We start from the raw sequence: 15,681 nt of genomic DNA, 5'->3' as shown, positions 1-15,681 counted from the left end.
GTTAAGATGTCGGCAATAGCAGAAATAACATCGGAAGAGAAAGCCGCTAAATTGAAGGGCTGGAAAGGAGGACTGGATCAACATGCCCGTGGCGATAAAGTGATCTGGGCGCTGGTGGTATTGCTGACGCTCATTTCCCTGCTGGCAGTGTATAGTGCAACAGGCTCTCTGGCCTATAAAAAATATAAAGGGAATACAGAGGTCTATTTATTTAAACAGGTCATCTTTATTTTACTGGGCTTTGCTATTGTTTACTTTGCACATAGGGTCAATTATACTATTTATTCAAAGGTGGCCAGGATCCTGTTCATATTAAGCATTCCGCTGCTGGCGTATACCCTGTTCTTTGGTGTAAAAATGAATGAAGGCAGCCGCTGGATAAGAGTGCCGCTGATCAATATGACCATGCAGACCTCCGATCTTGCAAAGCTGGCCTTATTCATGTACCTGGCACGTTTGCTCAGCCGGAAACAGCAGGTGATCAAAAGCTTTAAAAAGGGATTTCTGCCCGTAATCCTGCCGGTGGGTATTACCTGCTTATTAATTGCCCCGGCAAATTTGTCAACAGCGTTGTTGCTGGGCGCCAGTTGCCTGCTGTTATTATTTATAGGGCGTGTAAGCGTCAGGCACATATTGCTCGTTATTGGCCTTGCCCTAATACCCATCATGATGCTGATTATGGCAGCAGTGGTGCAGCATAAAAAAGGAGACGGGGCAGCGGCAGCAACGGCTACCTCCGATGCAGCAAAGAAATCCGGAAGCGGGCTTACAGGAAGGGTAAGTACCTGGATTGGTCGTGTTGAGAACTTTATATATGGTGGCAAAGAAGCAGACAATGATGAAATGTACCAGGTAAACCAGGCCAAGATCGCTATTTCAAGAGGTGGCCTTTTCGGCGTAGGCCCGGGCAACAGCACCACCAGGGATTACCTGCCGCAGGCATATAATGATTTTATCTTCGCTATTATTATTGAAGAGTATGGTTTGGTAGGAGGCGCTTTTATCCTGTTTGTATACATCGTGTTCCTTTACCGCTGTATAAGGATCTTTAAGAGGTGCCCGTTTGCATTTGGCGCTTTCCTGGCATTGGGGCTGAGTTTCACACTGGCCATACAGGCAGTGGCCAATATGGCAGTAACGGTGAACCTGTTTCCTGTAACAGGGGTAACACTGCCGCTGGTAAGTATGGGCGGATCCAGCTTCCTGTTCACTTGTCTGGCAATAGGAATTATTTTAAGTGTGTCCAGGAACGTGGAAAGCCTGGAACGGCCAAAGCCCGTGGCAGCAGCTACTGATGAGGCCGAGGAAGTAGTGGTGGCAGCAGAAGAGCCCATTGAAGCAGAAAAGTAAATGAGTAAAAAAATAATCATAGCAGGTGGTGGAACCGGGGGGCATATCTTCCCTGCCATTGCTATCGCCAATGCGCTACAAAAAAAAGATCCTTCGATACAGATCCTGTTCATTGGTGCAAAAGGAAAAATGGAAATGAAGAAGGTGCCGGAGGCCGGTTATGAAATAAAAGGATTAGACATTGCGGGACTGAACCGTAGTTCTTTGATAAAAAATATATCGCTGCCATTTAAGCTGGTGAAAAGCTTTTTCCAGGTGAAAAAGATCTTCAGGTCTTTTCAGCCGGATGCAGTGGTTGGTGTGGGAGGCTATTCAACATTTCCTGTGCTACGATATGCGCAGTCAAAAGGAATTCCCACTTTTATTCATGAATCCAACTCCTTTGCCGGTAGGGCAAACATCCTGTTAGGAAAAAAAGCCACAAAGATTTTTACCGCAACGGAGGGAATGGAAAAGTTTTTCCCGGGAAATAAGATCCGTATAACGGGAAACCCGGTAAGGCGGCAGATTGCCGCTATGAAGGTAAGCCGGAAAGAAGGGATCAGCTTTTTTTCTCTGGACCCGGATAAACTGACCGTGCTGGTGGTAGGTGGCAGCCTGGGAGCAAGATCTATTAATGAAGCGGTGATCGCCCATTATAATGAGCTGCTGAAGGCAGGCTTGCAACTGATCTGGCAAACAGGCAATACCCTGGCAAAAGAAGCTGCTGAAATAGCAGTAGAGCATAAGGAGATATGGGCCAACCCTTTTATTGGTGAAATGCAGCATGCTTATGCCGCGGCAGATATCATTATGGCAAGGGCCGGGGCTATGACGGTAGCTGAAATCTGCGTGGCAAAAAAGCCGGTGATCTTTGTTCCTTACCCGTTTGCAGCAGAGGATCACCAGACGGCAAATGCTATGCAGTTGGTAAACAAGGGCGCTGCCTGGCTGGTAAAGGATCGTGAAGCAAAGGATACAGCCATTGCAAAAGTGATTGAGCTGGCAAAAGACACAGCTACCCGCAGGTATATGAGCGAGGCCCTGTCCGGCTTATCCGTTACGGACGCAGATGAAAGAATAGCGGATGAAATATTAAAACAGCTATAACGTGCAGGAAAAAGAAACAGGAGCCTTAAGAAAGGTTTATTTTATAGGGATCGGCGGCATAGGAATGAGTGCGCTTGCACGCTATTTTCACTCAAAAGGCATTGCCGTAAGCGGTTATGATAAAACGGAAACGCCCTTAACAAAAGCATTGGAGCAGGAAGGCATACCGGTGCATTATGAGGATGATATAAATGAGGCTCCAAAGGATGCGGATTGGGTGGTATACACACCCGCTGTGCCCAAAAATCATAAAGAGCTGAATTTTTATAAGGAGCGGGGATATACAGTGCTCAAGCGGAGTGAGGTGCTTCAGCAGATAACAGAAAGTTCTTTTAATATATGTGTGGCAGGCACCCATGGCAAAACCACCACCACCACCATGATCGCTCATTTGCTGCGGGACAGTGGTTATGGCTGTAATGCGTTCTTAGGTGGAATTGCTGCAAACTACAATACCAATTTCTGGGGCAGTGAAAAAGAAGTTTGTGTTATTGAAGCGGATGAATACGACCGTAGTTTTTTAAGATTGAGCCCGGATATAGCGGTTGTAACAGCTGTAGATCCGGATCACCTGGATATTTACGGAACAGAGGAAAATGTGCGCCGGGCCTTTGCTGATTTTGCACAGCGCCTGAAGCCCGGTGGGCTCTTAATAAGGAAGCTGGGAATTGGTAAAGAGCTAAAGGCAGAACGTATGTGGCAGTATAGCTTGCAGAACGACCAGGCCAATGCTTATGCTGCAAATATAAAAATAGAAGATGGCGGGTACCGGTTTGATGCGGTGCTGCCCTCACAAATCATAGACGGCGTTCGGTTGAATATGGGAGGAATGCACAATGTAGAGAACATGATCGCCGCCATAACAGTAGCAAGTTCTTTAAATATTGATCAGGATAAAATAAAAGCAGCGGTAGCTTCCTTTAAGGGCGTAAAGCGCAGGTTTGAGTATATCATCAGGCGGAAAGGTCTGGTTTTTATTGATGATTATGCGCATCACCCTGAAGAATTGAAGGCGTTGATAAATGGTGTAAAAACATTGTTTCCCCAAGAAAAATGTACACTAATTTTCCAGCCGCATTTGTACAGCCGTACAAAAGATTTTGCCCAGGAATTTGCTGCTGTTTTGAGTAGGGTTGATAAGTTGATCTTATTGCCGATTTATCCTGCAAGGGAGCAACCGATCCCCGGAATTGAAAGCAATCGCATTGCTGAAAAGATGGATGGAGGAGCCCCTGAAATCATGACGAAAGACGAACTATTGGATTGGGTTGGAAATGAATTTTCGGAGAAAAGGAACAGAGCGTTTGGAGAAGTGATCATTACCGCCGGGGCCGGAGATATAGATAAGCTGGTAGGACTCATAAAAAGCAGTTTAGAAAATTAAAGTGAATACGAAAAGGGCAATAAAACGAATGTTATTAACACTTATGTGGCTGGGTGTTGGTATTGGGATGTTTATCGTAATAGCAGCCGCAATGCGTGTTCAGGATGATAGTGTTTGCGCAGGATATGACATTAATATAAAAGGCGCTGGCGGAGGCGGCAGTTTATTTACTTCTGAGGGCCAGATCGTAAAATTATTAAAAGAAGCCACCAGGGGTAATATTAAAGGCCAGCGAAAAAGCAGCTTTGACCTGCCTCGTATTGAAGATCTTTTGGAGCAAAGCGCATGGGTGTACAATGCTGAGCTCTATTTTGATAATAAAGAAATGCTTCGGGTAAATGTAACAGAGCGCAAACCCCTGGCAAGAGTGTTTACAGCAGGAGGCCGGTCCTTTTATATTGACGAGGCCGGAAAGCAGATCCCGCTTTCTGATAAGGTGACGCTGGAGGTACCGGTCTTTACAGGGTATCCGGATAACAAGATCATGAAAGCATCAGACAGTTCTTTGTTAGAAAATATGATCGCTGCGGCATCATTTATCAATAGCGACTCTTTCTGGGCAGCCCAGGTTTCGCAAATTGATATCCGCAGTTGCGGTAAGGATTGCTGGGACATGCAAATGATCCCGGTAGTAGGCAACCACCGTGTAGACCTGGGCGATGGCAGCGAGATTGCCTCCAAATTTCATCGTCTGTACCTGTTTTATGACCAGGTATTAAAACGTACAGGCTTTGACAAATATAAAATGGTGGATGTGCAATATGACGGACAGGTTGTGGGTATTAAAGGTGCTTATACCAAGCTGGATTCTATTCAGCTTCGTAAAAATATTGAACAGTTATTGCAGCAATCCCGCCAGGCAAATGATCTTATAGAAGTAGCTCATCCCATGCCCGGAGTAATGAAAATGGATATAGATACTTTGGCAGATGCAAGGGAATTGTATACACCACCGGTAAATGATGATGGCTTGGATACGCTGGATCTGATGCCGGTAGGTGTGAAGCAGGATCCTGTACCCGCCGGGTCAGCATCCGGTGAAGAAGCTGTAAAAAAAGAAGCGGAGCAAAAGCCGGCAGCCAGGCCCCGGGAGGTGAAAAAAACAGAGGAAAAGAAGAACCCGGAAAAACGGGAAACAAACAGATCAGACCGTCCGGCTTCAGAAAAAACGAGCTCCAAAAAAGCAGCAGTAAAAAAAGAGGCGGTAAAGCCGGCCCATACGGCTGCGCAGAAAGAGAAGAGCAGACCCGCGGCAAAGAAGAAGACAGAACTGAAAAAAGGAACAAAAACGCCGGCATCGGAATCTGCTCATGCAACAGGTACTAAGGTGGCAGACAGGAAGAAGGCAACTACAAAGAAAAACACTCATTAAATAAAACAACTAAAAACGAAGTATATGAATGCTGAACAACCCATTATCGTAGGACTGGACATAGGAACCACAAAAATTGCTGTTATTGCAGGACGTAAAAATGAATTTGGAAAACTGGAAATACTGGGCTTTGGAAAAGCCAACTCCAACGGGGTAAAGCATGGCCAGGTACTGAATATTGATGAAACCATAAAAGCCATTAAAACGGCTCTGGAAAATTGTCTGACCGTAAATCCAAACCTGAACATCAGTGAAGTATATGTGGGTATTGCCGGGCATCATATAAAGAGTTTGCAAACCCGCGGTGATATTGTGCGGGAAAATGAAGAAGAGGAAATTACCCAGGCAGAAGTAGACCTGCTGGTAAGTAAGCAGTATAAGACCTATATTCCTGCAGGGGATCAGATCATTGATGTCATTCCACAGGAATATACGGTAGATAATATGCCCAACATTGTTCGGCCCATCGGGTATAGTGGTGTAAAACTGGGTGCCAACTTTCATATTATCACCGGAGATAAGAATGCTATCCGGAATATTAACCGCAGTGTTGAAAAAGCAGGTTTGTATACAAAAGACCTGGTATTGCAGCCTTTGGCCTCGGCAGCGGCAGTGATGGGGCAGGAAGACCTGGAAGCAGGAGTGGCCATTGTGGATATAGGTGGCGGTACTACGGACCTGGCTGTCTTTGCGGATGGGGTACTGCGCCATACAGCAGTAATTCCGTTTGCAGGAGAAAATATCACCAATGATATTAAAACCGGGCTGGGCGTTTTGAAAAGCCAGGCAGAGCAGATGAAAACACAGTTTGGCAGTGCGCTGGCCAATGAGGCAAAAGCCAATGCTTATATCACCATCCCGGGTCTGCGCGGGATGCCTGCAAAAGAGATCAGTGTTAAAAACCTGGCAAATATCATTCAGGCCAGAATGAGCGAGATCCTTGATTTTGTTACCTACCATTTAAAACAGATCGGGATGGACAACCGTCAGCTAAACGGCGGTATTGTACTTACCGGCGGTGGCTCACAGCTAAGACACCTGATCCAGCTTACAGAATATGTAACCGGTTTGCCTGCAAGGATCGGCCTGCCCAACGAGCACCTGGCAGCAGGGCATATTGAAGAACTGGCAAAGCCGACCTATTCTACCTGTCTGGGGCTGATCCTGAAAGGATATGATGATTTTGAAAATAACCGTAAAGTGTTTGAAAAAAGCTTCATCACTGTTCCGGTACCGCAGGACCTGATTAAGCAGCCGGCACTGGCAGGTGACGTGGCTGAAATAGCCGGTCCTGAAGAAAATATTGCTACGGCCTCCGTTGAAAAAAGACAACCGCTGAAAAATTTCTGGGACAAATTTAAAAACGGCATTATCGACATCTTTAAGGAAGAAGAAGATGGCCACTTGTAAATAACAGATATGCCGCGCATCTTCTGAAAGGTGCGGAAGACACGCGGCATTTGTAGCTCTTTTAATTGTTACTAAATCCTCTTTCTCAAACCCTCTCCCCTGGAGGAGAGGTGCTGAGATGAGGCTATAAGTTTAAAAAAAAATTTCAACTATAACTCTTCACTCCTGTTCCTTCTTTTCTGAAGACGGGCCGGAAGTGAGGCCTAACCCATTTACTAAACAGGTTTTCACAGAAAGGTGTGAGCCACAAATTTTTTTAACAGATGATACATTTTGATCTACCCAAAGAACAGTCATCCATTATCAAAGTCATTGGTGTTGGCGGCGGTGGTGGTAACGCTGTGAACCACATGTTCAGTCAAAACATCGACGGAGTAAATTTTATTATTTGTAATACGGATGCCCAGGCGCTGTCTAACAGCCAGATACCCAACCGCATTCAGTTAGGGCCACAGCTGACTTCCGGTTTGGGGGCCGGTGCTAACCCGGAGATCGGCCGCCAGGCAACCGAAGAGTCATTAGAAGAGATCAAACGCATTGTAGAGGTAAATACCAAAATGGCCTTTATTACCGCCGGAATGGGAGGAGGTACCGGTACCGGTGGCGCGCCCATCATTGCAAAGATCTGCAAGGACCTTGGTGTGCTTACAGTGGGCATTGTGACCATGCCCTTTGCCTATGAAGGAAAAAAACGGCACAAGCAGGCAGAAGAAGGCATTAAGATCCTGAAGCAATATGTAGACACCCTGCTGGTGATCAGCAATGACAAGCTGCGCCATCAGTTTGGAAACCTGAAGATGCGCGAAGCATTTGAAAAAGCAGATAATGTGCTGGCAACTGCCGCCAAATGTATTACTGATGTTATTAACAGCACCGGCCAGATCAACGTAGACTTTGCGGATGTTTGCACCGTAATGAAAAATGGTGGCGTGGCTATTTTGGGAAGCGCAACCGCATCCGGTGAAAACCGGGCACAGCGGGCCATTGAAGAAGCATTGAATTCTCCGCTGCTTAATGATAACGATATCCGTGGCGCAAAATGGATCCTGATCAATATCAACTCAGCTGAAGGAGATTCAGAATTTACAATGGATGAAGTGGAAGTGATCCAGGCGCACCTGCTGAGCCAGGCCGGTGAAAATACAGATGTGATCCTTGGTTTGGGTTATGATAACTCACTGGGAGATGAAATAGGTATTACGCTGATCGCAACCGGTTTTGAGAATAAAGACCCGTTTGTAAAACCGGTATTAAAGAAAGAAGAACAGGCAGAAGGGAAAATTGTAATGACCTTAACGCCCCAGGAAAATACAGCCCCTAAAATTGAAAATAAAGTAACGCAGCCGGAAGTGCTGGAGCATGAACTAAAGGAAGCAGAAAAAAGCCTGGGCATACCCACGGATCCGATGATGCCCAAACTGGTAGATGAGCCTTATTTTGATGCACCAATGCCTACACTGGAAGATATTTCTGATCTGGAATATGCCAATAATGCAGAGGTGCACTATACATTGTCGGCAGAAGACAATGAAAAAATAGGGGCACATGCAGAACCGGAGAAAGAAGTAGTGGTTGAGATCGTTGCAGAAGAAGATACAGCATTTTATTCACCTGCGATTCCGGCTGAAGACCGCGTAATGGAGCAGCCCATTGTGAAAGAGCCGGAGGCTGAGCCGGATTATGCAGCAGGTGCAGGCGTGCGCAGCTATCTGGCAAAACCTTCCAACATCTACGCAGAGCCCAGGAAAGAAGAGCCGGCTGCAAATAAAGAAGCAGCAAAACCGGTATATGGTGAAGAGAAGATGGAGCTGGTAGAGCGTGAAGAAGCAAAAAGAGAAGAAGCGCCTGCCACCCTATACAGCCGGGTAAGCGGCAAGCAGGAAGAACCGCCTGTACAGCCCCAATTATCGGCAGAGGAAGAATTACAATTGCAAAAGCGCAAACAGGTAGAGCGTTTGCAAAAACTGCGCAATCTTTCTTTTAATGTAAATAACAGCGACCCCAACAGCGAATATGAGACCATACCCGCCTACATCCGCCGTAATATGGAGTTGCAGGACAACACCAGTCACATAGAAAGCTATTACAGTAAGTTTGAAGTAAGCTCCGATGACAAGAATCAGGGTCAGATCAATACCATTAACACCTTTCTGGATGGTAAAAAACCAGACTGATTCCTGTGAAAATTCAAATCCTGCCAACCGGCGGGAGGAGTTTTGGGTGTATAGTTTATAGTTGTAGTCCCGGCAGTTATCTGCCGGGGCTTTTTTCAGATCAGTACCACTAACCGTTTGCCCCCCGAAGCAACGGTGTCCCAAAATGCTGCAATATCCTGTAAGTGCACGGTCTGGGTATTAACGATCAGCTTATGATCGGCAGCCATCTGAAGAAACTGCGGTAGTATTTCATGGAACAATTGCTGTATTTCTTCTTTTGTCCAGCTGCCTATTCCTGATCCTGCCAGGTACAGGTCAGTGCTTCTTAATATTTCTGATGAAAGTACAATTGTATCTCCTGTCATGGCGCCTACAGATACGAACCGTGTTTTATGTGTAAAAGACCCGTTGCCTTTCAGCGCCTGCAGAAGCAATGTTGCGGTATGTCCCCACAGATAATCAATAACGATATCAACAGGGGTAGCTCTGTGTATCTTTTGGATTTGCGTAATAAATTGCTCATCGTCCTGTTTCAGGGAAACAATTTCGTGCGCTCCCAATGCTGCCAGTGCTTGTAAGGATTCCTCGTTCCTGCCGGTTGCAATGGTTTTTTTTGCACCCAGGAGCTTTGCCACCTGAACGGATGTTTTGCCGGTAAAACCGGTAGCTCCGTTGATCAGTACGGTTTCACCCTCTTTCATACCGGCTCTGAATCGAAGCGCCATTACAGAACCGGCAACCGCATTGGGCAGGGCAGCAGCTGCGGCGTCATCAATACCATCGGGTAACGGAATTATTTTATTCTTCTCCACGATGGCCTTTTCAGCCATCATGCCTTTACCGTTAAAGGCAAATACCCGGGTACTATCCTCCAGCAGGCCAACACCATCCCCGCCTATTATCTGCGCCGGCTTTTCTTCAGGCGCTGCAGCATAATGTTTGCCGGCAGCCCTTAATTTATCAAAGTGTTTAATGGATACGGCTTTCACAAACAACAAACACTCCTTATCGTTTTTTGCTGCCGGTTCGGGAAAATCTTCTGTGTATCGAGGTATGCCGCCTTTTTCAAATAATATTGCTGCTTTCATGTTATCTTAATTTTAATGCAGCAAAGCTATCAGGTGGTTATTGCCCGGGCAATAACATTTGTTATGAAATCAGCGGGGAGGTTTGTTTTTTGCCAGCTTATTCTTTATACGGCTCAGGTGCACAGGCGTGATCCCTAAATAAGAAGCGATATAATGTTGCGGCACGCGCTGTATGAGTTGTGGCCGTTCATTAAGCAGGTGGGTATAGCGCTGTTCGGGGGTATTCCGGATAAAGGAGAAGAAATGCTTCATATAGTCGAATGTCCGCTCAAATACTGCATTGATGAACTGATCTCTTAAAGCAGGTGTGGTCAGCACTTCTTCAATGATCCTGTCCATATCTTTTTTATAGATCCACCAGAGTGTGCTGGGCTCAATGGTCTCAATGGTAACAAGGCTGGGAATCTTTTTGCGGAAGCTTTCAATAGAGGCAACCGTATCGTTCTCAAAGAAAAACTGGAACGTGATATCCCTACCGTTATTGTTAAACCAAACACGGATACAGCCTTTTTCAATCAGGTATAGCTTCTTTGAAACAGCGCCTTCGTTTAAAAGCACCGTTTTTGAAGGCACGGTGATGCGCTTAAAATAATTTTTATATTGAAGCCATTGAGCTGCTGTAAACGGAAATTTATTGCTTAACGGACCGGGCATTTGATAAATAGTGCTATATGAGGTTTACAACATCGGTAGAAATACTTCCGCAGAATGGTGCTGAATAGAACGTTTTCCTGAATTCTGAAGCTTCAGAACATTGGCAAACGCACCGCTATTCTATCGTTGGCGCTGCACCAGCCGTACCTGTAAAAGAATTGGCGGCCTTTCTTTGCTGTAGGGCAGCCTGTATAAAAATACGGAATTAATGGGGGACTGCATTTCCTGAGGTACATAACATTTTTCGGTTCGTGACACAAAGTGGCCTTTCGCCGTGGCGCGTGTCATCACGCGCCATTCCAACCACAAAAATGTTATGCTCTTTATTATAGAGCACGCATTATTGTTCAGGTAGGAATACCGGTCAGCGGTTAAACCTCCATTTATATCTCCGGTAATAAAAAACGAGTATAAAGGTAAGCCCGAAACAACAGGAGAAAAGCAGCAGCCGGGCACCGGTAATGGTCATGAACACATTGCTGGTATCCAGAATGGTTTCAAGCAGTTTATCGCACTTGCTTAATATATAACCGGTCAAAAAACTGCCCAATAGTTTAGTAAACTTGCCCAGATCTGTTTCATCATATTTATTCATGGGCGTTGAAATAATAGCTATGATCCAGCCGGTTATATAACCGAAAATGCAAATAAGATAGGTGATCGGGTAAATATCGGGCGCAGGCCCTACACGGTAGGCAAGGTAAATTAAGGCAGAACCTGCAATGACCCCTGAGATAGCTGTTGCCAGCAGGCTGTATCCGGATGCTTTGGGAGCAGGATGACTGTCCGCGGCATTAGTATCCGTATTGGTAATTGTAGCCATTAACTGCGTTTACAGGTAAATGTTTCAATACCTGAATTTACGCAGGATCACGCATGTAAAAAATGACTAATTTAAGTGATGCGAGGCTGCTGATACCGGCAGCGGATCTGTGAATGCATAAAAAACCGCCGGATTAGCAGCGGTTTTCACAATTTTTATACAGCTTATTTCTTCATAACAAAGCTTTCCATGAACTTGGTATTAAAGTTGCCACTGCGGAAGTCTTCATTCTGCATTAATTGCAGATGGAAAGGGATGGTTGTTTTAACCCCTTCAATGACATATTCACTCAGCGCCCGGTACATGGTATCAATGGCTTCATCCCGTGTGCGGGCTACCGTTATCAGTTTCCCGATCATGGAATCATAGTAGGGAGGAATGGTATAGCCTGCATAAACATGACTGTCTACGCGCACTCCATGCCCGCCCGGTACATGCAGGTTGGTAATCTTTCCCGGTGAAGGCCGGAAGTCATTATAAGGATCCTCCGCATTGATGCGGCATTCAATAGCATGCATTTCAGGGTAGTAGTCGGCCCCGGAAACTTTCTCGCCCATTGCGATCTTGATTTGTTCTTTGATCAGGTCAAAATTGATCACCTCTTCCGTTACACAATGCTCTACCTGTATGCGCGTGTTCATTTCCATAAAGTAAAAATTCCGGTGCTTATCCACCAGGAACTCAATGGTGCCCACGCTCTCATACCCGATGGCAGCAGCTGCTTTTTTGGCGGCTTCCCCCATTTTATAACGCAATTCATCCGTCATAAAAGGAGACGGGGACTCTTCCACCAGTTTCTGGTGACGGCGTTGGATAGAACAATCCCGTTCGCTGAGGTGGCAGATGGTTCCGTACTGGTCGCCGGCAACCTGTATTTCAATATGGCGGGGCTCTTCCACAAATTTCTCCATATAAATGCCATCGTTCTTGAACGCTGCTGCGGCTTCCGCTTTAGCCGTATCATAGGCATGCTCCATATCGGATTCCTTCCATACAACGCGCATACCCTTGCCGCCACCGCCGGCTGTTGCTTTCAGGATAACCGGGTAGCCGATCTCTTTAGCCAGTCCTTTTGCCTCATCCAGGCTATGCAGCAGTCCTTCACCTCCGGGAACTACCGGTACGCCTGCCCTGATCATAGTTTCCTTGGCGGTGATCTTATCACCCATCTTATTGATCATTTCGGCAGTAGGGCCAATGAATTTTATTTTGTTCTCATTACAGATCTGGGCAAACTTCGCATTTTCGGCCAGGAACCCGTAACCCGGGTGCACGGCATCCGCGTTGGTGATCTCTACGGCTGCCATTATATTGGGCACATTTAAGTAGGAATCAATGCTGGCCGGTTTTCCGATGCAAACGGCTTCATCCGCAAATTTTACATGCAGGCTTTCGCTGTCTGCTGTAGAATATACGGCTACTGTCTGAATGCCCATTTCCCGGCAGGTTCTTATAACACGCAGGGCAATTTCGCCCCTGTTGGCAATTAATATTTTTTTAAACATTGAACAAATTTGATAATTTGAAAATGTGCTAATCTGAAAATAAAAACCAACTCAAACAATTTGGAAATAGTAGAGCTATTTTCAAATTCTCAAATTGGCAAATTATCACATTAAATCAGGGTTCCACAATGAACAACGGCTGGTCAAATTCTACCGGTGAGGCGTCTTCTACCAGTACTTTGACGATCTTTCCGCTCACTTCGCTTTCAATTTCATTAAACAGTTTCATGGCTTCTATAACACAGATGACCTTTCCGGGGCTTACTACATCGCCCTCTTCAACAAAATTGGGTTTATCCGGAGCCGGTTTGCGGTAAAAAGTACCGATCATCGGGCTTTTTATAGTAATGGTATTGGCCGGGGGTTCAGCAGTTTTGGGAGCCTGGGCAGGTGGAGTTGGTGCAGTTTGAGAAGGAAGCTGGGCCGGAGCCTGGGGTTGCTGGTATTGAACCGGGGCGGCTGTTACTACCTGTGTAACGGATTCTTCCTTTTGGCGGATGGTTACTTTGAAGTCCTTTTGTTCAATGCTTAATTCGCCAATATTGGATTTGTTAACCATTTTGATTAACTCCTGGATTTGCTTAAAGTCCATAATTATTCAAGATTTATTAATGAGTTTGTAGTCTGATTTTTCTGTATAAAGAACCAATGGAGAACGTATGCAAAAAGATAAAAGCTAAGGTAAGTAATTCAACTACATTTTGAACGATATTTTACCAAAAATACCTTGGTTTAAACGAAAAATGGCTTAAAATCGGTCGATTTAAGCCATTTTTTGATGATATTTTAAATTAATCTTTTACACGTTCAACGTATTCCCCGGTCTTCGTGTTCACCCGGATCAGCTCTCCTTCATTTACAAACAGGGGAACGCTGATGGTTGCCCCGGTTTCAACGGTAGCCGGCTTTAAAGTACGGGTTGCTGTATCTCCCTTTAATCCCGGCTCGGTATAAGTTACCAGCATCACAATCTTATCAGGTAGTTCTACACTAACCGGCAACTCTGTTTCGGTATTCATTGCAATAGCTACTTCCTGTCCTTCTTTTAAGAATTGGGGCGCATCGATCAGGTTTTCGGCAACGCTGATCTGCTCAAACGTGTCGTTATCCATGAAGTTATAGCCCGTATCGTCCTTGTATAAATACTGGAACGCTCTTTTCTCAACACGTACCGGGAAGATGGTATCCCCGGAGTTCCATGTTTTTTCAATAGTACGGGTATTATCTACACCTTTTAATTTCGCCCAAACTTTTGCTGCTGCACGGGCAGTTTTGTTTTCGCCAAACTCAACTACTGAATAAAGGTTGCCATCGAGCTTCAAGATCATGCCGCGGCTGATGTCGGAAGTATTTGCCATTTAATTTTTTTTGAGGCGGCAAAGATAGCTGATGCCTGCAAGTTCTCAAAAACACAGGCAAAAAAAGTATACTGACTGGGGCATGAAAGAAGTTTAATACATATTATAGATATAAATATATGAATATATTTTTGTGTTTTTTGTAATAATTATATATTTTTATTCACATTATATTGAAAATATATGTTACAATTATAAAAATTACCATAATTTCTTTATAATATATTATATTTAAATATTTAATAATATATATTTGAAAACGTTTTAAAATACTGCTGGCTGGTAAAAAAACACAATTATACCTGGGTTTACGATTTGTCATAAGAAAAACTATAAACCAAATTATAAATAAATTAAATTTTTGTTTAATGAGGAGGATTTTATTGCTTACAAAGACCATTCTTGTTTCGGGCGCAGTGTTTGCCCAGGATACAACAACTGTTGATATTAAGGAAAAGGGCGACCTGCAGATCAACGGTTCCGTAGATGTCTATTACCGGTACAATTTTCAAAACGCGAAGTCTTCCTCTTCCGGTGTTTTGAACAACAATGTTACCAGTTTTACCAATTCCCAGAATTCAATAGAGCTGGGCATGGCTTCGGTAAAGGCCAGCTATACAAAAGGAAAAGCCGGAGTAGTGGTGGACCTGGGCTTTGGCCCGCGGGCAAAGGAGTTTGCCTATGCTGAAAGCGGAATTTCCCAGGCGATCAAACAGGCTTATGTAACTTATTCTCCTACAGATTATCTTACTTTTTCTGCAGGTAAATGGGGAACGCACCTGGGCTATGAGGTGCTGGATCCGCAGCTGAACAGGAACTATAGCATGAGCTATATGTTCTCATACGGACCTTTTTCACATACCGGGCTCAAGGCCAATGTTACTTTGGGCGATGGCTTTGGTCTTATGGCAGGGGTAACAAACCCGACTGATTTTTTATCAGCCTCCTTTGCTAAAAAGAATATTATCGGTCAGCTCAGCAAAACTTCTGAATCGGTAAGCGCTTATTTAAACTATGTAGGCGGTAAGGACACAGCCAATAATAACAGTAACCAGCTGGGGCTTACGGTTACGGCAAAGATCGTAGATCAGTTCTCTATCGGATATGATGGCACAGTGAAATTTATTGATCCGGTTACGGGAGGATCTGGTTCCTGGTGGGGATCTGCATTATATTTCAATGTGGATCCGTCAGAAAAATTTGGCATTACCCTGCGTGGCGAATATTTTGACGATAAGAAAGGCTTTACTGCAGTAGGAACTTCAGTTGTGCAGGGCACATTATCTTTTAACATTAAACCGGTAACAGGGCTCACCCTAATCCCAGAGTTCCGGTTAGACAGTGCCAAAGACCCGATCTTTTCAAAAAATTCAGGAGCTGATACCAAAAGCACCGGAACATTTTTATTAGCGGCGATCTATTCCTTCTAGGAATAATAAATAAGAAATGAGGAATATGAAATTGGAAAGGAAACATTTGTATTCAGTTGTCA

The 15,681-nt window shown here is 44.9% G+C and carries 13 protein-coding genes; 7 read left to right on the top strand and 6 right to left on the bottom strand.

Annotated features, from left to right (window positions below; all coding sequences use genetic code 11):
• Window positions 1–6: 6 nt before the first annotated feature.
• The 6 genes from A8C56_RS16285 to ftsZ all read left to right on the top strand — a co-directional run bounded on the left by A8C56_RS16285 (window position 7) and on the right by ftsZ (window position 8,779).
• Window positions 7–1,350: an FtsW/RodA/SpoVE family cell cycle protein gene (locus A8C56_RS16285; RefSeq protein WP_067758276.1), complete on the top strand. Its 1,344-nt coding sequence runs from the start codon at window positions 7–9 to the stop codon at window positions 1,348–1,350.
• A complete protein-coding gene (gene murG, locus A8C56_RS16280; protein ID WP_067758274.1) occupies window positions 1,351–2,439 on the top strand; it encodes an undecaprenyldiphospho-muramoylpentapeptide beta-N-acetylglucosaminyltransferase in 1,089 nt (362 codons plus the stop codon).
• 1 nt (window position 2,440) lies between these two features.
• The gene (gene murC / locus A8C56_RS16275) at window positions 2,441–3,823 is read left to right on the top strand and encodes a UDP-N-acetylmuramate--L-alanine ligase (protein WP_071609343.1); all 1,383 of its coding nucleotides are present in this window, start codon (window positions 2,441–2,443) and stop codon (window positions 3,821–3,823) included.
• A gap of 28 nt (window positions 3,824–3,851) precedes the next feature.
• Window positions 3,852–5,195, top strand: a complete 1,344-nt coding sequence (locus tag A8C56_RS16270; protein WP_084490445.1) for a cell division protein FtsQ/DivIB — start codon at window positions 3,852–3,854, stop codon at window positions 5,193–5,195.
• Between the two features lie 24 nt (window positions 5,196–5,219).
• A complete protein-coding gene (gene ftsA, locus A8C56_RS16265; RefSeq protein ID WP_067758269.1) occupies window positions 5,220–6,605 on the top strand; it encodes a cell division protein FtsA in 1,386 nt (461 codons plus the stop codon).
• 263 nt (window positions 6,606–6,868) lie between these two features.
• Window positions 6,869–8,779, top strand: coding sequence for a cell division protein FtsZ (ftsZ, locus tag A8C56_RS16260; protein WP_067758266.1), 1,911 nt, complete (start codon window positions 6,869–6,871; stop codon window positions 8,777–8,779).
• A gap of 95 nt (window positions 8,780–8,874) precedes the next feature.
• On the opposite strand, the gene A8C56_RS16255 is transcribed toward ftsZ, so the two are convergent.
• The 6 genes from A8C56_RS16255 to efp all read right to left on the bottom strand — a co-directional run bounded on the left by A8C56_RS16255 (window position 8,875) and on the right by efp (window position 14,189).
• Window positions 8,875–9,849, bottom strand: coding sequence for a quinone oxidoreductase family protein (locus A8C56_RS16255; protein ID WP_067758262.1), 975 nt, complete (start codon window positions 9,847–9,849; stop codon window positions 8,875–8,877).
• A gap of 69 nt (window positions 9,850–9,918) precedes the next feature.
• The gene (locus tag A8C56_RS16250) at window positions 9,919–10,503 is read right to left on the bottom strand and encodes a Crp/Fnr family transcriptional regulator (RefSeq protein ID WP_067758260.1); all 585 of its coding nucleotides are present in this window, start codon (window positions 10,501–10,503) and stop codon (window positions 9,919–9,921) included.
• Between the two features lie 364 nt (window positions 10,504–10,867).
• On the bottom strand, window positions 10,868–11,326 hold the full coding sequence (locus A8C56_RS16245) for a hypothetical protein (RefSeq protein WP_067758258.1): 459 nt from the start codon (window positions 11,324–11,326) through the stop codon (window positions 10,868–10,870).
• 164 nt (window positions 11,327–11,490) lie between these two features.
• On the bottom strand, window positions 11,491–12,831 hold the full coding sequence (gene accC, locus A8C56_RS16240; protein WP_067758255.1) for an acetyl-CoA carboxylase biotin carboxylase subunit: 1,341 nt from the start codon (window positions 12,829–12,831) through the stop codon (window positions 11,491–11,493).
• Window positions 12,832–12,946: 115 nt separating this feature from the next.
• Window positions 12,947–13,423 (bottom strand): acetyl-CoA carboxylase biotin carboxyl carrier protein, encoded by a 477-nt coding sequence (accB, locus tag A8C56_RS16235; RefSeq protein ID WP_179946946.1) that lies wholly within the window; start codon window positions 13,421–13,423, stop codon window positions 12,947–12,949.
• 199 nt (window positions 13,424–13,622) lie between these two features.
• Entirely contained in the window at window positions 13,623–14,189 is a 567-nt protein-coding gene (gene efp, locus A8C56_RS16230) for an elongation factor P (protein ID WP_067758248.1), read from the bottom strand.
• A 368-nt stretch (window positions 14,190–14,557) separates the two neighbouring features.
• Between efp and A8C56_RS16225 the strand changes: the two genes are divergently transcribed.
• Window positions 14,558–15,619, top strand: a complete 1,062-nt coding sequence (locus A8C56_RS16225) for a porin (RefSeq protein ID WP_067758245.1) — start codon at window positions 14,558–14,560, stop codon at window positions 15,617–15,619.
• Window positions 15,620–15,681: the final 62 nt, after the last annotated feature.

It is taken from the genome of Niabella ginsenosidivorans (assembly GCF_001654455.1).
Classification (GTDB): domain Bacteria; phylum Bacteroidota; class Bacteroidia; order Chitinophagales; family Chitinophagaceae; genus Niabella; species Niabella ginsenosidivorans.
Note: the sequence above shows the minus strand (reverse complement) of the source record. Positions and strands in the feature narration are given on the sequence as shown.